The sequence below is a fragment of the Streptomyces sp. MK7 genome, assembly GCF_032658145.1.
GTDB classification, from domain to species: domain Bacteria; phylum Actinomycetota; class Actinomycetes; order Streptomycetales; family Streptomycetaceae; genus Streptomyces; species Streptomyces spiralis.
Window position 1 is genome coordinate 118,259 of sequence record NZ_JAVACL010000020.1, and the last position, 20,251, is coordinate 138,509.

Sequence of the window (20,251 nt, forward strand, 5' to 3'; positions counted from 1 at the left end):
GGTGGCACCGCCGGCCGTGTCCGGCGGTCGTCCCCGCGGTCGGCCACGCCCACCGCGACGGCCCGTGAAGTGACGCATCAGCACGTCCTGGGGAGGGACTTCGTGAACCATCCGGTAGCAGTCATCGGTGCCGGGCCCTACGGCCTGTCCACCGCCGCCCACCTGCGAGCACGCGGCATTCCGGTCCGTGCCTTCGGCGAGCCCATGGTCGCCTGGCGGGACCACATGCCCGCCGGAATGCTGCTCAAGTCGACCCCGGCCGCCTCCACCATCGACTGCCCACGGCGCGGCCACACTCTGGTCGACTACTGCGACGCGGCCGGCATCGAGCGGCTGGTCACCGACGAGGACATCATCCCGGTGGAGACCTTCGTCGCCTACGGCGAGTGGTTCCAGCGCAGGCTGGTGCCCGAACTGGAGCGGACCCGGGTCGTGTCGGTCGACCGGCGGCCGGGCGGCGGCTTCGAGCTGAAGGTGGACTCCGGGGAGCAGTTCGCCGCGCGCGCGGTCGTGGTCGCGACCGGCCTGTCGGGCCTCGCCCATCTGCCGCCCGAGCTGGCCGGCGCGGCACCGGACGGCCCCGCACCCGCCGGCGGGGTCTCCCACAGTTCCCAGCACCACGACCTGACCCGGTTCGCCGGCAAGGAGCTGATCGTCGTAGGTGCCGGCCAGTCCGCGCTGGAGACCGCCGTGCTCGCGGCGGAGGCCGGCGCGCGGGTGCGGGTGGTGGCGCGCGGCCGCGGCAAGGTCGCCTTCGGCGCCCCGCCCTGGGACCAGCCCAGGCTGCGCCCCGAGTCCCCCTTCGGCCGCGCCTGGTCGCTGTGGGCGCTCAGCCACTACCCCCACCCCTACCGCCGCCTGCCCGCCCAGGTACGCCACTACCTGGCCCGACGGGTCCTCGGCCCGCTCGGCGCCTGGTGGCTGCGCGACCGCTTCGAGGGAACGGTGCCGGTCGTCGAGGTGGCCCGGATCGTTCGCGCCGAGGCGCTCGACGGCCGCGCGGCACTGACCGTGCGCACCCTGGGCAGCAGCACCCGGGAACTGACCGCCGACCACATCGTGGCGGCGACCGGCTACCGCGTCGACCTGGCCGCGCTGGGCTTCCTCGGCCACGAGCTGCGCACGGAGCTCGCGGTGAGCCGGGGTGCCCCGAAGCTCGGGGCGGGCTACGTCTCCTCGGTCCCGGGCCTGTACTTCACGGGGCTGCCGGCGGCGGCGTCGTACGGCCCGGTGATGCGCTTCGTGTGCGGCACGGAGTTCGCCTCACCACGGCTGGCACGCCACCTGGCGGCGGCACACGGCTGAGCATCTCGCGGACGCCGGAGGCGAGTTGGAGGGAGGTGGCCGGTAAGGAGGGGGCCGCGGGGGTCGTCCGGTTCCGGTGGGGCCGGGGGTGCGGCGGATCCGTATTCTCTGATCATGCCCGCTCCCCTTGCCTATGCCCTCATCGCCACCGACCTGGACGGAACGCTCCTGCGCGGCGACGACACCGTGTCCGAGCGGTCCCTGGCCGCGCTCGCGCGGGCGGCGGCGGCCGGTGCCCGGCACCTCGTCGTGACCGGCCGGCCGGCGCCGAGGGTCCGGACGCTGCTGAAGGCCCTGGGCTCCACGGGCCTCGCGGTGTGCGGCCAGGGAGCGCAGCTCTACGACGCGGCGGCGGACCGTCTGCTGTGGTCGGTCACGCTGGACACGGAGACGGCCGAGACCGCGCTCGGCAAGATCGAGGCCGAGGTGGGGGAGGTGTACGCCGCGGTCGACCAGGACGGAGCGGACGGGCTCACGCTCATCGAGCCGGGGTACCGCATGCCGCACCCGACCCTGCCGGCGTCGCGGGTCGAGCGGCGCGAGGAGCTGTGGCAGGCGCCGATCAGCAAGGTGCTGCTGCGCCATCCCGTGCTGTCCGACGACGAGTTGGCCGAGGTGGCCCGTGGCGCGGTCGGTTCGCTCGCCACGGTCACCATGTCGGGGCCGGGCACGGTCGAGCTGCAGCCGTGCGGCATCACCAAGGCGACCGGGCTGGCGCTGGCCGCCGAGCGCCTGAGGCTCGGCCGGCACAGCGCCCTGGCCTTCGGTGACATGCCGAACGACATCCCCATGTTCCAGTGGGCCGCCCGGGGTGTGGCCATGGCCGACGCCCATCACGAGCTGAAGGCCGTGGCCGACGAGGTCACCTTGTCGAACGAGGACGACGGCGTCGCCGTCGTCCTCGAGCGGTTGTTCCCCTAGAGAACAGGTGGGACGACCGATCAGTACGCGCTGAAGACGTTGTCGATCGAGCCGTACCGGTCGGCCGCGTAGTTGCAGGCGGCCGTGATGTTCGCGACCGGGTCGTAGATGTCGAACGAGGTGCCGTCCACGTGGTACGCGTTGAAGGTCGGCTGGATGACCTGCAGCAGGCCCTTGGACGGGATGCCCTTGGCGGCGTTGGAGTCCCAGAGGTTGATGGCCCGCGGGTTGCCGGACGACTCGCGCATCACGTTGCGGTAGATGCCGTTGTAGCTGCCCGGGATGCCCTTGTCGGCCATGATCGCGAGGGACTCGCGGATCCAGCCGTCGAGGTTGTTCGGATAGGCGACCGTGCTCGCGGCCCTGGTGGTGGTGCTCTTGGCCGGGGTGGCGGCGGAGGCGCTGGTGGCGCCGATGAGCGGCAGGGCGAGGACGGCGGCACCGGTGCCGCTGACGGCGAGGGTGCGGACGAGACGAGCGGCGCGGGTACGGCGCTGGACCTGTGCGGGCATGGGAATTCCTCTCCTACGCCTGCGAGGTGAGCTGTCGGGTTCGGGCGGGGAGGTGCCCGGCCGTGTCCCGGAGGACATGGCTTCACCCCAAGCCGTTCCGGCACGGCGTACGACGACGTACGACGCTCCGGCCCGGCGACTTACCTGGGTCCCCCGCTCCTGCCATGAGTGGTTCGGTCGATGGGCATCGGGCGGCGGCAGGATTCGGCGTCCGCTCGATGGACCGGGAACGTATGCGAGAGCACACGCCCGGAACAAGTGCTCGGATTACAGATCGTCCTGTTTGACCTTGATCTGAGGCGTTTGGGGTGCTTGATCCTTTGCTGTTGCCAAGGGTCAACTGGCATGCGGGGGAAGGGAAGGCAAGGAGACGGGGCGCACGGAGGGTCGAAGGCCCGGCGTGACCCAACTCACGGTTTCATGGGACGAGGAGCAATTACGGCTAAGCGGAATATAGATGGCAATAGGGTTAAATCGGGCCATGGAGTGTGCGGGCGTGACGGTCGTCACTTCGGGTGACGTCGTGGCCTGTGTGTACGTGTGCACCTGTGCGCATGTGTGCGAGTGGGGGCGGCCGCGGGTAGGGAGAGGTAAGTCGATAAATATCTGTTCATATGTGGTGAACGAAAACATATCGGGCGTGATCCGATACCGCCTGGCCTGTATAGGTGGGCGCCATCGGTGATCGAAACGTGACCGGATACGCTGACTTGAGTGATGGCAGCGACCTATCGACAAACCGTGTAAGCGCCAGCAGACACCAGCAGACAGGAGACCCCTCGTGACCGTCGTCGGGCCGTTCGGGCTGAGCGTGCGGGACCAGGCTCTCGAAGCCGATGTCCAGGCCGGATTGGCGGCTGTCGAGGAAGGGCTGCTCGAAGCCACCAAGAGCGAGGTCCCCTTCATCACCGAGGCCGCGCAGCACCTGGTCAAGGCGGGCGGGAAGCGGTTCCGGCCGCTGCTCGTGATGCTGGCGGCGCAGTTCGGCGACCCGTACGCGCCGGGGGTCGTGCCCGCGGCCGTGGTGGTGGAGCTGACCCACCTGGCGACGCTGTACCACGACGACGTGATGGACGAGGCCGCGGTGCGGCGCGGAGTGGCCAGCGCGAACACCCGCTGGGGCAACTCCGTCGCGGTCCTCACCGGCGACTTCCTGTTCGCCCGGGCCTCCCAGATCCTCGCCGACCTCGGGCCCGAGGCGGTCCGCGTGCAGGCACTGGCGTTCGAGCGGCTCGTCACCGGGCAGATCCTGGAGACGGCGGGGCCCCAGGACGGACGGGATCCGGTCGACCACTACCTGGACGTGCTGGGCGGCAAGACGGGGTCGCTGGTGGCCGTGTCGTGCCGGTTCGGCGCGATGATGTCCGGGGCCGACGAGACCGTCGTGGACGTGCTGACGCAGTACGGGGAGCGGCTGGGCGTCGCCTTCCAGCTGGCCGACGACGTGCTGGACATCGCCTCCGACTCGCACGAGTCCGGCAAGACCCCGGGGACGGACCTGCGGGAGGGCATCGCGACCCTGCCGGTGCTGCGGCTGCGCGAGCGCGCGCAGCGGCTGGGACTGTCCGAGGACATCGCGCTGTGCGAGCTGCTGGACTCCGACCTGAGCGACGACGCGCGGCATGCGGAGGCGCTCGCGGCGCTGCGGGAGCACCCCGCCCTGGAACAGGCCCGCCGGGACACCGTGCGGTACGCGGAGGAGGCGCGCGCCGCGCTGGCGCCGCTGCCCGAGTGCGACGCGAAGGCCGCGCTGCTTCAGCTGTGCGACGCGGTGGTGCACCGCGCCGGCTGAGGCCGGTCCTCCCCGAAGCGGCCGGCCGGGGCCGGTTCTCCTCACAGATCGCGGGCGGCGTCTCCACCCCACCCCTACGGGATGGTGGAGACGCCGCCGCTTCGTGTCATACCGCAGGCGTACGCGGAGTTGGCTCCGCGGTCTGACGCTTCCGCGCGGCCGATTTGGTCAGATGGAAACCACGGACCACACCACTCCTCACCGATTCGGGTGAGAATGGCGGCTCGGGGTGGGAGCAGTACAGACGGGCAGCCGCCGCCGACGACGGAGGTAAGGCACACATGGCACCGTACGAATCCGACGACACCAGGAACGCGGCGGTCGACGACCCGCACTCGGCGCGGCGCAAGGCCGCGCGCTACGTCGTCCCGGTCGCGGTGGTGGGGGTGGCGGCGGCGACCATCGGGCTCGTCCCCGCACTCGCCGACTCCGGCGACCCGGACCTGCCGAAGATCACCGCGCAGCAACTCATCGAGAAAATCGCCAAGTCGGACGTCCAGCAGCTGTCCGGCACGGCAAAGATCACCACCGACCTCGGTCTGCCGAACCTCGGCGGTCTGGAGAGCGGCCTGCTCTCCGGCGCCGCCAAGGGCGGTGACGGATCGTCGGCCGACCCGAGCACCAAACTGACCGAGCTGGCCGCCGGCACGCACACCCTGCGCGTCGCGGCCGACGGCCCGGACCGGCAGAAGGTCTCGCTGATCGAGAGCGCCGCCGAGTACAGCCTCATCCACAACGGCAAGGACGTCTGGGGCTACGACAGCAAGTCCAACGAGGTCTACCACAGCACCGCGGACCAGGACGGCACCAAGCACCGGGACGAGGTGCCGGCCACGCCCGGGGACTTCGCCGACCAGGCCCTGAAGTCGGTCGACGACACCACCTCGGTGACCGTCGACGGCACCGCGCAGGTCGCCGGCCGGGACGCCTACCGGCTGGTCATCAAGCCCAAGCACGCCTCCGGCACCACGGTCGGTGTGATCAGCATCGCGGTGGACTCCAAGACCGGGATGCCGCTGAAGTTCACGCTCACCCCGGCGAGCGGGGGTGCCGCCGTGGTGGACGCCGGCTTCACCCAGGTCAGCTTCGCCAAGCCGGCCGCGTCCACCTTCGACTTCACGCCGCCCAAGGGCGCGAAGGTCACCGAGAAGAAGGACACCGAGGCGGGCGCGCGCTCCGTCCGGCCGGGGGTCCCGCACCAGGACCTCACCCCGCAGAAGGGGCTCGCCAAGGAGGGCACGAAGGTCCTCGGCAAGGGCTGGAACTCCATCGCGGTCCTCGACTCCGGCACCAAGGGCGGCATCCCGTCGTCCTCCGGCAAGGGGGACCTGGGCGGCTTCCTCGGCTCGCTCGGCGACCACGTCAGCGGGAAGTTCGGCAAGGGCACGGTCTTCTCCACCCGCCTGGTCAACGCCCTGATCACGGACGACGGCAAGGTCTACGTCGGCACCGTCACCAAGGACGCCCTGGTGAAGGCGGCGAACGCCGGACAGTAGGCACGCGAGAGCACGACGGACCGAGGGAGCCGAGGGAGCCGATGGACGAGGTGTCCGCCACGCAGCCGGAGCGGGCCGCGCGGGGTGCGGAAGACGGCGTCATCCACACCCGTGCGCTCACCAAGCGCTACCGAGGCGGGCAGCTCGCCGTCGACGGCCTGGACCTGACCGTCCCGGCGGGCAGCGTCTTCGGCTTCCTCGGTCCGAACGGCTCGGGCAAGACCACCACCATCCGCATGCTGATGGGGCTGATCGAACCCACGTCCGGCACGGCACGGGTCCTGGGGCAGCCCATGCCCCGCTCCTCGCGCGCCGTGCTGCCGCACGTCGGCGCGCTGATCGAGGGCCCGGCGCTGTACGGCTTCCTGACCGGCCGGGACAACCTGCTGCGCTACGACGCCGCCGACCCGACCGCCGATCCGCGCACCCGCGGGGCCCGGGTCGCGGCCGCACTGGACCGGGTGGGTCTGACCGCCGCCGCGGGCAAGAAGGCCAGGGCGTACTCGCTGGGCATGAAGCAGCGCCTCGGACTCGCCGCCGCGCTGCTCCAGCCGCGCAGACTGCTCGTCCTGGACGAACCGACCAACGGCCTCGACCCGCAGGGCATGCGGGAGATCCGCTCCCTGGTGCGGGAGCTGGCCTCGGACGGCACGACCGTCTTCCTCTCCTCCCATCTGCTCGACGAGATCGAGCAGGTGTGCACGCACGCGGCGGTCATGGCCCGGGGCAGGCTGGTCACCCAGGGCTCGGTCGCCGAACTGGCCGCGGGGGCCCGCGGACGGCTGGTGGTCACCACACCGGACACGGCGGAGGCGGCCCGGGTGCTGAAGGAACAGGCAGTCGCCGACGTCGTCGTCACCGACGACCGGGTGACCGGCGAGCCGCCGGAGCGCGATCTCGCCGAGGTGAACGCCGCTCTTGTCACGGCAGGAGTGCGCGTGCGGGGCTTCGGGGTCGAACGTGCCTCGCTGGAGGACGCGTTCGTGGCACTCACGGGGGAGGGGTTCGATGTCGCGGGCTGAGACGGTGCCGGGACCGGCGCGGACCGCCGTGGGCTCTCCGAAGCCGCTGTGGACCCTCGGGCTGCTGCGCAGCGAGCTGGTGACCACGTTCCGGCGCCGGCGCACCCTCGCGCTGCTCGGTGTGCTGGCCGCCGTGCCGGTCCTCGTCGGAGTGGCCGTCCGGATCGAGACCGGGGACGGCTCGTCCGCGGCGGGCGGGGGCGGGGGCGGTCCGGCGTTCATCACACAGATCACCAACAACGGGCTGTTCCTGGTGTTCACCGCGCTGGCGGCCACACTGCCGTTCTTCCTGCCGATGGCCGTGGGCGTGGTCGCGGGCGACGCGATAGCCGGCGAGGCGAACGCGGGCACCCTGCGCTATCTGCTGGTCGCCCCGGCGGGCCGCACCCGTCTGCTGCTCACCAAGTACGCCACGACGATGGCCTTCTGCCTGGTCGCCACCCTGGTGGTCGCCGTCTTCGCGCTCGCCGTGGGCGCGCTGCTCTTCCCCCTGGGCGACCTGACGACCATCTCCGGCACACGGATCAGCTTCGCCGAGGGGCTGGGCCGGGCGCTGCTGATAGCCCTCGTCGTCGCCGCGTCACTGATCGGACTCGCCGCCCTCGGTCTGTTCGTCTCCACGCTGACCAACAGCGGCATCGCGGCCATGGCGACGACCGTGGGCCTGCTGATCACGGTGCAGATCCTCGACCAGATACCCCAGTTGCACGCGATCCAGCCGTACCTCTTCTCGCACTACTGGATGTCCTTCGCCGACCTGATGCGCGAGCCGGTCTACTGGGACGGCCTGGTGAAGAACCTGGAACTCCAGGCGCTGTACGCGGCGGTGTTCGGCTCGGCGGCCTGGGCGCGGTTCACCGCGAAGGACATCACCGCGTAGCCCGGTCCGAGGTCAGGTCCGAGACCGGCGCGACCCTCCGACCGCGCCGGTGAGACGGGCCAGCGGCTCGGTCTCCCGTGGCGGAGGTCCGCTGAGGTCGCCGAGGCGCCAGTCGGGCACCCAGGGGACGCGGTAGACGTCGATGACGGACTCGATCGGCGCGATCCGGTCGGCGAGCTGCCGCGGCAGCCGGCCCGGCGCGTCCGCGACGAGCACCACGGCGTCCAGATCGAGCCCGGCCGGGGCCTCGCCCCTGCGGAACGTCCCGATCGTCCGTGTCACGGCGTCCAGTCCGGCCGCGTGTGTCCGGGCGACGAGCAGCACCGACGGGGGAGCGTCGGGGCCGGGCCAGTTCCGTCCGCAGTCGTGGCCGCCGTAGACGGCCGCGAGTGTGGTCGTGCCCGCGCCGCCGTGGGTGGCCACCCAGGAGAACCGCCGGGGTGTGACGAGGGGCAGGTCGTGGGTGCGGGCCACCGGCCCGCGGAGCCAGATCTCCGGTCCGTGCTGCACGCCAGTTCGCATGCCCGTTCCCTCTCTGGTCATCCCGACGGTCGTGGCGTTCGGAGCGTTACCCCGCTCACACCGGCGCGGTTCCTGGTGCGAGGCTGTGACGTCGCGGTGACATGGGGAGCGCGGCCGAGCAGAGAGACTCGACAGTACGCGTACGACCGGATGGCACGCATCCGAGTGAGGGAGCCGATGTCTCGACTGAGCCGCGAGAAGAAGCGGGAACAGAAGCGCGCCACGCGCTCGGCGGCACCCATGACGACGACGCCGATCCCCGTCCATGTACCCGTGACACCGGCCGACACCCCCGAGCGCCCCCAGGCCATGGAAGGCACCGGCGCCGGACGCTGGGCCTCGGTCGGTGGTGTGCGGGTCCAGTCGGCGCCCGGCGAGGAGATCCACCAGGCCGTGCTCGACCACCTCCAGGGCATCGCACTCGCCACCGGCCGCTCCGTCCTCGCCACGGTCACCGACGAACGCATCGGCTACGTCGTCCCGCTCCAGGTCCACGGCGACGGCTCCAGCACCTTCGCGGCGGAGCCCGTACGCGCCTTCGCACCGGACGAGCCGGCACAGAACGAGCCGGCACAGAACGAGCAGACGCGGAACGAGCAGACGCGGAACGAGCCGATACGGGACGGCGCGACTCACGTGCTGCGGCAGGTGCCGGTCGCCCCGACGTTCGCGCTGCGTGCCGTACCGGAGCCGCCGGCCGGCACGACGGCTGCCGCACCTCCCGTGGCATCCCCCGCGCCCCCTCCCGGGACGGCGGTGGCCCCGATGGGAGAGTTCGGCCCGCCCCCGGTGATGGACGCGGGGCCGCCGGTGAGGGACGACCCCGACCAGAAACCCATCCCCGCGCGTGGGTTCGACGCCGTGGCCGAGGCCGTGCTCGGGGACGACCCCAGGGCCGCCAGGACCGCGGCCGGTGACGGCGGCACCGGTCTGCTCGCCGAACCCATGGCGCGGGTCAGCGAAGCCGTGAAGGCGGGACGCATCGAGGAGGCGGCGACCCTCGCGGACCGCACCGTCGCGGAGGCCTCCGGCACCCTCGGCGCTCAGCACCCCGAGGTGCTGCGCCTGCGCGAACTGGGCGCCTACATCGCCTACTTGGCCGGTGACCCGCTGCGCGCCTTCCACCTCTCGCTCGAACTGGCCCGCGTCCACCGCGGCACCGGGGACGCGGAGGGCGCCTACGACAACGTCCGGAGCGCGGCCACCGCCTGGCGTGCGGTCCGCGACCCCGAGCAGGGTCTCGGTCTCGGCCGGGACCTGATCGACCTGTGGGCCGCGCTCACCGCCGAGGACGGCCCGGCCGCCGACGACATCGAACAACTGGAGTCCGCCCGCGCCCGCATGGGCCGCCTCACCGAACGGGCCCGCAGGCAGGCACCACCGCCGTCCGCCTGACCTCGAGGGCGACGAGTCCTACGCCACGCAGAACTCGTTGCCCTCCGGGTCCGCCATCACCACCCACTCCCCGGCGGGCTCCTTCACCTGGCGCAGCTCGCTCGCCCCGAGGGCCTTGAGCCGCTCCACCTCCGCCTCGCGCCGGCCCTCACCCGGGTGGAGGTCGAGGTGGAGCCTGTTCTTGCCGGACTTCGGCTCCGGCACCCGCTGGAACAGCAGCCGCCGACCCAGCCCGGTGCCGCGCTCGTGGTCGTACGGATCGTCGGGGTGCCGCACGGCGACCAGGTCCCGGAAGGCCGGGCGGCCGTGGTACTCGACGGTGGCCTCGCCCGGCAGCGCGCCGAGCTCCAGCAGCCGTTCGATGAGGGCGCTGTTGTCCTCGACCTCGTAGTGCAGCGCGCCGGCCCAGAAGTCGGCCTGCGCGTGCGGGTCGGCACAGTCGATGACGAGCTTCCAGTGCACGGGGGCGGGCGCGCGGTCGGCAGACGTCCCGGTCTCGGTCTGAGTCATACGGTCACTTATACGGGGTCAGGCCTCCACCACGCCCGAGTTCAGCTGCGAAGCCTCGCCCGCGGCGGATCCCGGCACCGGAGCCTGCGACGGCACCTGCCCCCGTACCGCCGAGTGGACCTGAGCCTCCGTCGCCGGGCGGGGAGCGGTGAGCCCGGCGCGGATCTGGGCGGCCCGGCGGGCCGAGCGCAGCCCGTCCCAGGTCAGCATGGACAGCGCCAGCCACACCAGGGCGAACCCGGCCCAGCGTTCGGCCGGCATGGACTCGTGGAAGTAGACGACGCCGAGCAGGAACTGGAAGACCGGCGCGAGGTACTGCAGCAGCCCCAGTGTGGACAGCGGCACGCGGATCGCGGCGGCGCCGAAGCAGACCAGCGGCAGCGCGGTGACGACGCCGGTGGAGGCGAGCAGGGCCGCGTGCCCGGCGCCCTCGCTCGCGAAGGTCGAGTCGGCCTGCCCGCCGAGCCACAGCAGATAGCCGAGCGCGGGCAGGAACTGGACCGCCGTCTCGGCGGCCAGCGACTCGATGCCGCCGAGGTTGACCTTCTTCTTCACCAGTCCGTAGGTGGCGAAGGAGAAGGCCAGGCAGAGGGAGATCCACGGCGGGCGGCCGTAGCCGACGGTGAGCACCAGCACGGAGGCGGCGCCGGTGCCGACCGCCGCCCACTGCACGGGGCGCAGCCGCTCCTTGAGGATCAGCACGCCCATCGCGATGGTGACCAGCGGGTTGATGAAGTAGCCGAGGGAGGCCTCCACGACGTGCCCGCTGTTCACGGCCCATATGTAGACGCCCCAGTTGACGGTGATCACCGCGGCGGCGACCACGATCAGAGCGAGCCTGCGCGGCTGCCGGAGCAGTTCCCCGGCCCAGGCCCAGCGCCGTGTGAAGAGCAGCGCCACGAGGACGAAGGCGAGGGACCACACCATCCGGTGGGCGAGGATCTCCACCGCCCCGGCGGGCTTGAGCAGGGGCCAGAAGACGGGGACGAGCCCCCACATCCCGTAGGCCGCGAAGCCGTTCAGCAGTCCTGTGCGCCGCTCGCCGTGCGACTTCTCGGTCACGTGCCCTCCCTCTCGTTCGGCCTGGCCGGATCCCAGTGCAGCAAGCAAGAAGGTAGCGCCGAGCACCCCCGCTTGTCATGTCCGTATCGGCATACGGTCATGACAAGCGGGGGTGGGGAGGCGTACGGGGTCTCAGCCCTCGAGCGCGGCGGCGATCGCCTCGGCGAGCGGGGTGGTCGGGCGGCCGGTCAGCCGGGACAGATCCCCGGAGTCGACCACCAGCTCACCCTTCTCGATGGACGCGTCCACGCCCGCCAGAATCGCGGCGAGTGGCCCGGGCAGCCCGGCGCCCGCCAGGATGCCCTGGTACTCCTGAACCGAGACCGGCCGGTAGCCGATCTCCTTGCCGGTCTGCCGGCCCACTTCGGCGGCGAACTCGGCGAAGCCCCACGCCTGGTCCCCGCCCAGCTCGTACGTCCGGTTCTCGTGACCCTCGCCGGTGAGCACCGCGACGGCGGCCGCCGCGTAGTCGGCGCGCGAGGCGGAGGAGATCCGGCCCTCGCCGGCGGCCTGCACGACGGCGCCGTGCTCCAGGACCGGGGCGAGCTGCTCGGTGTAGTTCTCGTGGTACCAGCCGTTGCGCAGCAGCGTGTAGGGCAGTCCGGAGGCGAACAGCGCCTCCTCCGTCTCCCGGTGGTCGTCGGCGAGGGCAGCCGTCAGGCTGCCGGGGGCGCTGGTGTAGGCGAGCAGCGCGACGCCGGCTGCCTTGGCCGCGTCGATGACGACCCGGTGCTGCAGCACCCGCCCCTTGTCGAACTCGTTGCCGGAGATGAGCAGCACCTTGTCGCCGGCCGCGAACAGGCCGTCGAAGGTCTCGGGCGCGTTGTAGTCGGCGACGGCGATCCGCACGCCGCGCCCGGCGAGGTCGGCGGCCTTCTCCGGGGTGCGGACGACGGCGGTGATCCGTTCGGCGGGAACTTTCTCCAGCAGCTGCTCCACGACGAGGCGGCCGAGGTGTCCGGTGGCTCCGGTGACGACGATGCTCATGGGGGGTCTCCGTAAGGCATGGGGTGTGTCCGGCACCGACCTTATGGGAGGTGCTAACTATCAGAAAGTACCCACTTTGAAGTAAGGTACTGGCATGGCAGTAAGTGAAAGGCAGCTCGCGGACGCCGAGGCGCTGTGCCCCCACCGCCTGGTCCTGGAGCACGTCACCAGCCGCTGGGGCGTGCTGGTGCTGATCCAGCTCCTGGACCGCCCGTACCGCTTCAGCGAACTACGGCGGGCGATCAGCGGCTTCGGCGGCCGGGGCGTCAGCGAGAAGATGCTCACGCAGACCCTCCAGACCCTGGAGCGCGACGGCCTCGTCCACCGGAACGCCAAGCCCGTCATCCCGCCGCGCGTCGACTACTCCCTGACCGGGCTGGGCCGCGAGGCGGCTGAGCAGGTGCGCGCCCTCGCCCAGTGGACCCATGACCGCATGGGCGAGGTGGAGAAGGCTCGCCTGGCATACGACGAGGCCCGGGACGCGCGGTCCCGGGCCTCGTGAGCGGACGACAAGCGGACTCGGACTCAGCCCGACGACAGCGGACTCGGACTCAGCCGACGACCGTCCAGGTGTCCCCGCCGGCCAGCAGGGCGGCCAGGTCGCCCTTTCCGCGCTGCTCGATCGCCGTGTCCAGCTGGCCGGCCATCAGGGTGTCGTAGACCGGCCGGTCCACGGACCGGAACACCCCGATCGGTGCGTGGCGGAGGGTGTCGGGATCGGCCAGCCGCGACAGGGCGAACGCCGTCGTGGGGGAGGCGGAGTGCGCGTCGTGGACCAGGACGTCGCCCTCGTTCTCCGGCGTCACCGTGACCACCTTCAGATCGCCGGTGGCCGCGTCCCGCACCACACCCCGCGTGCCGTCGGGCCCGAAGCGGATCGGCTGCCCGTGCTCCAGGCGGATCAGGGCCTCCTCGGCCTGCTGCCTGTCCTTCAGGGCGTCGAAGGCGCCGTCGTTGAAGATGTTGCAGTTCTGGTAGATCTCGATCAGCGCCGTGCCCGGGTGGGCGGCGGCCTGGCGCAGCACCTCGGTCAGGTGCTTGCGGTCGGAGTCGATCGTGCGGGCCACGAAGGAGGCCTCCGCGCCGATCGCCAGCGACACCGGGTTGAAGGGCGCGTCCAGCGACCCCATCGGCGTCGACTTGGTGATCTTGCCCAGCTCGGAGGTCGGGGAGTACTGGCCCTTGGTCAGGCCGTAGATCCGGTTGTTGAACAGCAGGATCTTGAGGTTGACGTTGCGGCGCAAGGCGTGGATCAGGTGGTTGCCGCCGATGGACAGGGCGTCGCCGTCACCGGTGACGACCCATACGCTCAGGTCGCGGCGCGAGGTGGCCAGGCCCGTGGCGATGGCGGGGGCGCGGCCGTGGATCGAGTGCATCCCGTAGGTGTTCATGTAGTACGGGAAGCGGGAGGAGCAGCCGATGCCGGAGACGAAGACGATGTTCTCCTTCGCCAGGCCCAGCTCCGGCATGAAGCCCTGGACGGCGGCGAGGATGGCGTAGTCCCCGCAGCCGGGGCACCAGCGCACCTCCTGGTCGGACTTGAAGTCCTTCATCGACTGCCGGCCCTCGGCCTTCGGCACGAGGGAGAGCGCCTCGACGGTCCCCCTGCCGGTGCCGGGACCGGTGCTCGCGTCCGTCTCGGTGCCGGCGCCGGCTCCGCGTGCGGTCGTCTCAGCCATCGATGGTCTCCTTCAGAGCGGTGGCGAGCTGCTCGGCCTTGAACGGCATGCCGTTGACCTGGTTGTACGAATGGGCGTCCACCAGGTACTTCGCCCGGACGAGCGTGGCGAGCTGCCCGAGGTTCATCTCGGGGACCACCACCTTGTCGTAGCGCGCCAGCACCGCGCCGAGGTTCTTCGGGAAGGGGTTGATGTGACGCAGATGGGCCTGCGCGATCGCCGTGCCACCCGCGCGCAGCCGGCGTACGGCCGCCGTGATCGGCCCGTACGTCGATCCCCAGCCGAGGACGAGCGTGCGCGCCTGGTCCGGGTCGTCGACCTCGATGTCCGGCACCTCGATGCCGTCGACCTTGGCCTGCCGGGTGCGGACCATGAAGTCGTGGTTGGCCGGGTCGTAGGAGATGTTGCCGGTGCCGTCCTGCTTCTCGATGCCGCCGATGCGGTGCTCCAGGCCCGGCGTGCCCGGGATCGCCCACGGGCGGGCCAGCGTCCTGGCGTCCCGCTTGTACGGCCAGAACACCTCGGTGCCGTCGGCGAGGGTGTGGTTGGGGCCCTGCGCGAACTGCACCCTGAGGTCCGGCAGCTCCTCCAGCTCCGGGATCCGCCAGGGTTCGGAGCCGTTGGCCAGGTAGCCGTCGGAGAGCAGGAACACCGGCGTGCGGTACGTCAGTGCGATGCGCGCCGCCTCCAGGGCCGCGTCGAAGCAGTCCGCGGGGGTGCACGGGGCGACGACCGGGACCGGGGCCTCGCCGTTGCGGCCGTACATCGCCTGCAGCAGGTCCGCCTGCTCGGTCTTGGTCGGCAGGCCCGTGGAGGGGCCGCCGCGCTGGATGTCGACGACGACCAGCGGCAGCTCCAGGGAGACCGCGAGCCCGATGGTCTCGCTCTTGAGCGCCACCCCCGGGCCGCTCGTCGTGGTCACCGCCAGCGAACCGCCGAAGGCCGCCCCGAGCGCGGCCCCGATGCCCGCGATCTCGTCCTCGGCCTGGAAGGTCCGCACACCGAAGTTCTTGTGCTTGGACAGCTCGTGCAGGATGTCCGAGGCCGGCGTGATCGGGTAGGAGCCGAGGAACAGCGGCAGATCCGCCTGGCGGGAGGCGGCGACCAGCCCGTACGCCAGGGCCAGGTTGCCGGAGATGTTGCGGTAGGTGCCGACGGGGAACGCCTTCGCCGCCGGGGCGACCTCGTAGGAGACCGCGAAGTCCTCCGTCGTCTCGCCGAAGTTCCAGCCCGCCCGGAACGCCGCGATGTTCGCCGCCGCGATGTCCGGCTTCTTCGCGAACTTCGACCTCAGGAACTTCTCGGTGCCCTCGGTCGGCCGGTGATACATCCAGCTCAGCAGGCCCAGCGCGAACATGTTCTTGCTGCGCTCGGCCTCCTTGCGGGACAGGTCGAACTCCTTCAGCGCCTCCACCGTCAGCGTGGTCAGCGGCACCGGGTGCAGCTGGTAGCCGTCCAGCGAGCCGTCCTCCAGCGGAGAGGCGTCATAGCCGACCTTCTGCATCGCCCGCTTGGTGAACTCGTCGGTGTTGACGATGATCTCCGCGCCGCGCGGCAGGTCGCCGATGTTGGCCTTCAGCGCGGCCGGGTTCATGGCGACCAGGACGTTCGGCGCGTCACCGGGCGTGAGGATGTCGTGGTCGGCGAAGTGGAGCTGGAAGGAGGAGACGCCCGGCAGGGTACCTGCGGGGGCGCGGATCTCGGCCGGGAAGTTCGGCAGTGTCGACAGGTCGTTGCCGAAGGACGCGGTCTCCGAGGTGAACCGGTCACCGGTGAGCTGCATACCGTCACCCGAGTCACCCGCGAAACGGATGATCACCCGGTCCAGACGCCGGACGCCCTTCGTCCCGGCCGCCCTGCGCTGCTCCCCTACGACGGCTCCGTCGGCCTGCTCCGCTGGACTGCTGACCTGGCTGGTCACTGAACTGGACCTCCTTCGAGGCGGCTGTGTGGGTGCGGCCTTGCCCAAGACCTTCCCGGTTTCAACCCTACGACCGTCAGGTTCGCCTTCCCTGCACCGTTCGCATGGTGGACGCACCCGTGAGACGGTCCGATGTCCTGATCTGTCACCCCGTGCCGGCCGCGCTCCGTCACGCGGTGCCGGCCGCTCGGACCTCCTTCGGCAGGCTCGGCGCCCGTTCTCTCGTCAGCACGTTCCGCGCTCGCTCTCTCGTCGCGCTCGTGGTCGGCTCGACGCCCTGATCGACCCTGACTGACACAGTGTCAACCGGTCAGGAGTTGAGATAGGTGAGGACGGCCAGAACACGCCGGTGATCCCCATCACTCTGTGACAGACCGAGCTTCAGGAAGATGTTGCTGACGTGCTTCTCCACCGCCCCGTCGCTCACCACCAGCTGCCGGGCGATGGCCGAGTTCGTCCGGCCCTCGGCCATCAGGCCCAGTACCTCCCGCTCCCGCGGGGTGAGACCGGCCAGCACGTCCTGCTTGCGGCTGCGCCCGAGCAGCTGGGCGACCACCTCCGGGTCCAGGGCCGTACCGCCCTGCGCGACCCGCACCACCGCGTCCACGAACTCCCGCACCTCGGCCACGCGGTCCTTGAGTAGATAGCCGACGCCGCGGCTTGATCCCGCCAGCAGCTCCGTCGCGTACCGCTCCTCCACGTACTGAGACAGCACCAGCACACCGAGATCGGGATGAGCCTTGCGCAGCCGCACCGCGGCCCGCACGCCCTCGTCGGTGTGCGTCGGCGGCATCCGCACGTCCGCCACCACGACATCGGGCAGCTCGCCCTGGCCATGCAGCTCGGTGATGGTCTTCACCAGCGCCTCGGCGTCACCGACACCGGCCACGACGTCGTGCCCCCGGTCGGTCAGCAGCCGGGTCAGGCCCTCCCTGAGCAGCACTGAATCCTCGGCGATGACCACCCGCACTCTGTCCTCCACGTTCCCCGGCCCCCCACAGCCTCGCTGCCTCGGTCTCCCGGCCGTCCACGAGGGAACGGCTACGACACGGTCCAGCATTCCAGCATTCGGACCGCGACGCGCCCGGGCCTGGCGAAGCAGGGGAGCTCACCGGGGTTGCGGGGACTGCCATGGGGGCGCTGCCACATGGTCCGGCCCGTGTGCCGCGACCGTACGGCCGCGGCCCACAGGCCGCGTCGACTGATTCCGTTGTTGCCGTGTGCGCTCAGCGCCGCCAGGGCAGCTCCGCCGTCACCCGGGTGGGACCCCCGGCCGGGGAGTCGACGACCAGGATCCCGTCCACCGCGTCCAGCCGCTCCGCCAGCCCCGCGAGCCCCGACCCGGCGGAGACGTCGGCACCGCCCACCCCGTCGTCCATGACCTGGAGCATCAGCCGGTTCTCCGAGCGCCACACGTCCACCGAGGCCGACCGCGCCCGGCTGTGCTTGCTGATGTTCTGCAGCAGCTCGGACACCGTGAAGTAGGCGATCCCCTCGATCGCCGGCGCCGGCCGCTCCGCCAGGTCCACTTCCACCCGCACCGGCACCGTGCAGCGCGAGGCGACCGCGGACAACGCCGCGTCCAGGCCCCGGTCCGTCAGGACCGCCGGGTGGATCCCGCGCGCCAGGTCCCGCAGCTCCCGCAACGCGGTCTTCACCTCGCCGTGCGCCTCGTCCACCATGCGCGCCGCCGCGTTCGGGTTCTCGGCCAGCTTCTCCTTCGCCAGTCCGAGATCCATCGCCAGCGCCACCAGCCGGGCCTGCGCCCCGTCGTGCAGGTCGCGCTCGATGCGCCGCAGGTCGGCGGCGGCCGTGTCCACCACGACCCCCCGGTCCGACTCCAGCTCCACCACCCGCGCCGACAGCCGCGACGGCCCGAGCAGCCCGTGCACCATCACCCGGTCCACCGTCGTCAGCGCCCGGATGATCCACGGTGTGGCCAGTGTGAACAGCAGACCCACCAGCCCGGTCACCGTGATCTCGAACGGGTTGTCGATGTAGATCCGGTGGTGCTCGTCGCCGTAGAGCTGGATGCCGCCCTGGCCGACCCACATCGGGAAGACCCAGAACCACAGCGGGTACGTCAGCAGCGTCCAGCCCACCGACCAGACGGTCACGGCGACCACGAAGGAGAACACCGCCCACGGGAACTGCACCACGGCGTAGAGCAGGGCCCGCCAGGAGGTGCCGCTCTTCAGCACCGCCCCCGTCCAGGCCAGCAGTCCGTCGCCGGTCCTCGGGCGCAGCGGCTCCGGGTCGGCCACCTCCAGGCCGAGCAGCCCGCGCGCCCGCGCCCGCTCCAGCACGCCGAACCCGCGGCAGCCGGCGAGCGCCGCCGCCAGCACCGGGATCCCCAGGAACGTCACCAGCAGGCCGCCGCCCAGCGAGACCATGGTGACGGCGTATGTGAAGAGCATGATGCCGATCGGCAGGCCGAGCAGCACGTATCCGAACTCGCGCCAGCTGCGTGCCTCGAACGGCGCCCGCAGACCGGCGGGCAGCCGGTGCCGCCGGCCGGTGCCCTCGCCGTGGAAGCCGGTCCCGCTGTAGGGCTCGTATCCCTGTCCGTACTGCGATCCGTACTGGTGCGATCCGTACTGGGTGGCCATCGGCGTCGTCCCGTTCCCCTCGTCCTGCTCGTCGTGGTGCTCGCGTGCTTCCGCTGGTGCTCCTTCAGCCTGCTCGACCGCAGGTGACGGGGCCATGGAGCGCGTCGGCGTCCTGGGCGGGGGGTTTTCCCTACCCCTCGCGGGTGCCCGTGCCCCGGCCGCCAGGGGTGCCGGTCCGGTCCCGCCAGGGCAGTTCCGCCGTGATCGTCGTCGGACCGCCCTGCGGCGACTCGACGACGAACAGCCCGTCGACGGCGCCCAGCCGCTCCGCCAGGCCCCGCATACCGGTGCCGCGGTCCAGGCTGGCGCCGCCGCGGCCGTCGTCCCACACCTGGATCAGCAGCCGCTCGTCGGTCCGCCACACGTCCACCGAGGCCGATCTCGCCCCGCTGTGCTTGCTGATGTTCTGCAGCAGCTCCGAGACCGTGAAATAGGCGATGCCCTCGATGGCCTCGGCCGGACGCGCGTCCAGGTCGACCGTCACCTTCACCGGCACCGTGCAGCGCGTGGCGACCGATGACAGGGCCGCGTCCAGGCCGCGGTCGGTCAGCACGGCGGGATGGATGCCGCGGGCCAGGTCGCGCAGCTCCTGCAACGCGAGCTTCACCTCGCCGTGCGCCTCCTCGACCATCGCGGCGGCCGAGTCGGGATCCTCCAGCAGCTTCTCCTTGGCCAGACCCAGCCCCATGGCCAGGCTGACCAGCCGGGCCTGCGCCCCGTCGTGCAGGTCCCGCTCGATGCGCCGCAGGTCGGCGGCGGCCGTGTCCACCACGACCCCCCGGTCCGACTCCAGCTCCGCGATCCGCCGCTCCAGCTCGTCCGAGGGCGACAGCAGCGCCCGCACCATCGCCCGGTCCACGTTCGACAGGCCCCGTGCGAGGAACGGCAGCACCGGCCACAGCACGAACAGCGACGTCAGGGTGACGGTGAAGGTGAGGATGCCCCAGGGCAGCCGGATGAAGTCGTACAGCGCGGTACGCCAGCCCACCGGGTCCTTCAATGCCAGCCACAGCCGGTTGAACATCCCCTTGGTGCGGCCCAGCGGCAGCGGGCTCGGCTCGTCGATCCGCACCCCGAGCAGTGCCCGGGCCCGCGCCCGCTCCAGCCTGCCCAGCTGCCGGGCGCCCATCAGCCCGGCCGCGAGCAGCGGGAAGCCGACGACGGTGACGGTCATGCCGGTGCCGATGGTCAGCACCGTCACCACATAGACGAAGCCGAACAACGCCACCGGCAGGTTCACCAGGAGATGCGCGATCTCCTTCCAGGTGGTCGGGTCGAAGGCGAAGCGAGCCGGCGGCAGCCGGTCCCGGTCCTGGTCGTCGGCGCCGGACGCCGCCGGGCCGGTGGAAGGGATACGTGCGGTCATACGGGTCAGCGTGCCGTGCGACGGGCCTCCGGCGCCATGAGGCCGACCGCCCTGGCCGGCGGGGGAAAACCCCACCCCCGCCCCACGGTGCGAGGGGCCCGTCTCATGAGACGCGGCGGGTCCGTCTCAGGCTGCGGCGGGCCTGTCTCATGGTGCGACGGGCTGCTTACCCTCTCTTTATCAGGGCCTAGACTCCCGTGCGTACAGAATCCCGTGCGTACAGAACTACGGACACCACGAGGCCAGGGAGCGAGGGACGGACCGGTGCCTGA

18 protein-coding genes and 1 riboswitch are annotated in these 20,251 nt (G+C 71.5%); of the genes, 8 read left to right on the plus strand and 10 right to left on the minus strand.

Annotation, left to right across the window (positions count from 1 at the left end; translation table 11 throughout):
- The first annotated feature begins 102 nt into the window (after positions 1-102).
- Positions 103-1,305, plus strand: coding sequence for an FAD-dependent oxidoreductase (locus R2S09_RS22340; RefSeq protein WP_316742830.1), 1,203 nt, complete (start codon positions 103-105; stop codon positions 1,303-1,305).
- Between the two features lie 114 nt (positions 1,306-1,419).
- Positions 1,420-2,226 (plus strand): Cof-type HAD-IIB family hydrolase, encoded by an 807-nt coding sequence (locus R2S09_RS22345; protein WP_316742832.1) that lies wholly within the window; start codon positions 1,420-1,422, stop codon positions 2,224-2,226.
- A 20-nt stretch (positions 2,227-2,246) separates the two neighbouring features.
- Here R2S09_RS22345 and R2S09_RS22350 read toward each other — a convergent pair whose 3' ends face one another.
- Positions 2,247-2,738, minus strand: a complete 492-nt coding sequence (locus tag R2S09_RS22350) for a transglycosylase SLT domain-containing protein (RefSeq protein WP_306190001.1) — start codon at positions 2,736-2,738, stop codon at positions 2,247-2,249.
- A gap of 3 nt (positions 2,739-2,741) precedes the next feature.
- Positions 2,742-2,927, minus strand: a riboswitch (cyclic di-AMP (ydaO/yuaA leader).
- 592 nt (positions 2,928-3,519) lie between these two features.
- Between R2S09_RS22350 and R2S09_RS22355 the strand changes: the two genes are divergently transcribed.
- From R2S09_RS22355 to R2S09_RS22370, 4 genes are all read left to right on the plus strand, one after another.
- Positions 3,520-4,530, plus strand: coding sequence for a polyprenyl synthetase family protein (locus tag R2S09_RS22355; RefSeq protein WP_030174370.1), 1,011 nt, complete (start codon positions 3,520-3,522; stop codon positions 4,528-4,530).
- 281 nt (positions 4,531-4,811) lie between these two features.
- The gene (locus R2S09_RS22360; protein ID WP_316742834.1) at positions 4,812-6,026 is read left to right on the plus strand and encodes a DUF2092 domain-containing protein; all 1,215 of its coding nucleotides are present in this window, start codon (positions 4,812-4,814) and stop codon (positions 6,024-6,026) included.
- A 41-nt stretch (positions 6,027-6,067) separates the two neighbouring features.
- Positions 6,068-7,048, plus strand: coding sequence for an ABC transporter ATP-binding protein (locus tag R2S09_RS22365; RefSeq protein WP_316742835.1), 981 nt, complete (start codon positions 6,068-6,070; stop codon positions 7,046-7,048).
- Positions 7,035-7,928 (plus strand): ABC transporter permease, encoded by an 894-nt coding sequence (locus R2S09_RS22370; RefSeq protein WP_316742836.1) that lies wholly within the window; start codon positions 7,035-7,037, stop codon positions 7,926-7,928. Before R2S09_RS22365 ends, R2S09_RS22370 begins: the two co-directional genes overlap by 14 nt.
- A 12-nt stretch (positions 7,929-7,940) precedes the next feature.
- Here the strand turns inward: R2S09_RS22370 and R2S09_RS22375 are convergent, their stop codons facing one another.
- On the minus strand, positions 7,941-8,450 hold the full coding sequence (locus R2S09_RS22375) for a DUF6668 family protein (protein ID WP_306189996.1): 510 nt from the start codon (positions 8,448-8,450) through the stop codon (positions 7,941-7,943).
- Positions 8,451-8,627: 177 nt separating this feature from the next.
- Here R2S09_RS22375 and R2S09_RS22380 point away from each other — a divergent pair, with 177 nt between their 5' ends.
- Complete coding sequence (locus R2S09_RS22380; protein WP_316742838.1) at positions 8,628-9,845, plus strand: tetratricopeptide repeat protein; 1,218 nt, start codon at positions 8,628-8,630, stop codon at positions 9,843-9,845.
- A gap of 18 nt (positions 9,846-9,863) precedes the next feature.
- Here the strand turns inward: R2S09_RS22380 and R2S09_RS22385 are convergent, their stop codons facing one another.
- The 3 genes from R2S09_RS22385 to R2S09_RS22395 all read right to left on the minus strand — a co-directional run bounded on the left by R2S09_RS22385 (position 9,864) and on the right by R2S09_RS22395 (position 12,404).
- Entirely contained in the window at positions 9,864-10,355 is a 492-nt protein-coding gene (locus tag R2S09_RS22385) for a VOC family protein (protein ID WP_316742840.1), read from the minus strand.
- 18 nt (positions 10,356-10,373) lie between these two features.
- Positions 10,374-11,417 carry an EamA family transporter RarD gene (gene rarD / locus R2S09_RS22390; RefSeq protein WP_316742842.1) on the minus strand — a complete coding sequence of 348 codons (1,044 nt, stop codon included), beginning with the start codon at positions 11,415-11,417 and terminating at the stop codon, positions 10,374-10,376.
- 132 nt (positions 11,418-11,549) lie between these two features.
- Positions 11,550-12,404 carry an SDR family oxidoreductase gene (locus R2S09_RS22395; protein WP_316742843.1) on the minus strand — a complete coding sequence of 285 codons (855 nt, stop codon included), beginning with the start codon at positions 12,402-12,404 and terminating at the stop codon, positions 11,550-11,552.
- Between the two features lie 94 nt (positions 12,405-12,498).
- Between R2S09_RS22395 and R2S09_RS22400 the strand changes: the two genes are divergently transcribed.
- Entirely contained in the window at positions 12,499-12,906 is a 408-nt protein-coding gene (locus R2S09_RS22400) for a helix-turn-helix domain-containing protein (RefSeq protein ID WP_316742845.1), read from the plus strand.
- 49 nt (positions 12,907-12,955) lie between these two features.
- Here R2S09_RS22400 and R2S09_RS22405 read toward each other — a convergent pair whose 3' ends face one another.
- The 5 genes from R2S09_RS22405 to R2S09_RS22425 all read right to left on the minus strand — a co-directional run bounded on the left by R2S09_RS22405 (position 12,956) and on the right by R2S09_RS22425 (position 19,979).
- The gene (locus R2S09_RS22405) at positions 12,956-13,957 is read right to left on the minus strand and encodes a 2-oxoacid:ferredoxin oxidoreductase subunit beta (RefSeq protein WP_316742865.1); all 1,002 of its coding nucleotides are present in this window, start codon (positions 13,955-13,957) and stop codon (positions 12,956-12,958) included.
- Positions 13,958-14,075: 118 nt separating this feature from the next.
- Positions 14,076-16,004: a 2-oxoacid:acceptor oxidoreductase subunit alpha gene (locus R2S09_RS22410; protein ID WP_316742846.1), complete on the minus strand. Its 1,929-nt coding sequence runs from the start codon at positions 16,002-16,004 to the stop codon at positions 14,076-14,078.
- 310 nt (positions 16,005-16,314) lie between these two features.
- Positions 16,315-16,974, minus strand: coding sequence for a response regulator transcription factor (locus tag R2S09_RS22415; RefSeq protein WP_306192877.1), 660 nt, complete (start codon positions 16,972-16,974; stop codon positions 16,315-16,317).
- Between the two features lie 256 nt (positions 16,975-17,230).
- Entirely contained in the window at positions 17,231-18,613 is a 1,383-nt protein-coding gene (locus R2S09_RS22420; protein ID WP_316742866.1) for a sensor domain-containing protein, read from the minus strand.
- Positions 18,614-18,743: 130 nt separating this feature from the next.
- On the minus strand, positions 18,744-19,979 hold the full coding sequence (locus tag R2S09_RS22425; protein WP_306192865.1) for a sensor histidine kinase: 1,236 nt from the start codon (positions 19,977-19,979) through the stop codon (positions 18,744-18,746).
- Positions 19,980-20,251: the final 272 nt, after the last annotated feature.

Bases quoted from the DNA above. Each gene is read 5' to 3' on its own strand.
- R2S09_RS22345 (WP_316742832.1), top strand. From the start codon at position 1,420: ATGCCCGCTCCCCTTGCCTATGCCCTCATCGCCACCGACCTGGACGGA.
- R2S09_RS22350 (WP_306190001.1), bottom strand. From the start codon at position 2,738: ATGCCCGCACAGGTCCAGCGCCGTACCCGCGCCGCTCGTCTCGTCCGC.
- R2S09_RS22360 (WP_316742834.1), top strand. From the start codon at position 4,812: ATGGCACCGTACGAATCCGACGACACCAGGAACGCGGCGGTCGACGAC.
- R2S09_RS22365 (WP_316742835.1), top strand. From the start codon at position 6,068: ATGGACGAGGTGTCCGCCACGCAGCCGGAGCGGGCCGCGCGGGGTGCG.
- R2S09_RS22370 (WP_316742836.1), top strand. From the start codon at position 7,035: ATGTCGCGGGCTGAGACGGTGCCGGGACCGGCGCGGACCGCCGTGGGC.
- R2S09_RS22375 (WP_306189996.1), bottom strand. From the start codon at position 8,450: ATGCGAACTGGCGTGCAGCACGGACCGGAGATCTGGCTCCGCGGGCCG.
- R2S09_RS22380 (WP_316742838.1), top strand. From the start codon at position 8,628: ATGTCTCGACTGAGCCGCGAGAAGAAGCGGGAACAGAAGCGCGCCACG.
- R2S09_RS22385 (WP_316742840.1), bottom strand. From the start codon at position 10,355: ATGACTCAGACCGAGACCGGGACGTCTGCCGACCGCGCGCCCGCCCCC.
- R2S09_RS22395 (WP_316742843.1), bottom strand. From the start codon at position 12,404: ATGAGCATCGTCGTCACCGGAGCCACCGGACACCTCGGCCGCCTCGTC.
- R2S09_RS22400 (WP_316742845.1), top strand. From the start codon at position 12,499: ATGGCAGTAAGTGAAAGGCAGCTCGCGGACGCCGAGGCGCTGTGCCCC.
- R2S09_RS22405 (WP_316742865.1), bottom strand. From the start codon at position 13,957: ATGAAGGACTTCAAGTCCGACCAGGAGGTGCGCTGGTGCCCCGGCTGC.
- R2S09_RS22420 (WP_316742866.1), bottom strand. From the start codon at position 18,613: ATGGCCACCCAGTACGGATCGCACCAGTACGGATCGCAGTACGGACAG.
- R2S09_RS22425 (WP_306192865.1), bottom strand. From the start codon at position 19,979: ATGACCGCACGTATCCCTTCCACCGGCCCGGCGGCGTCCGGCGCCGAC.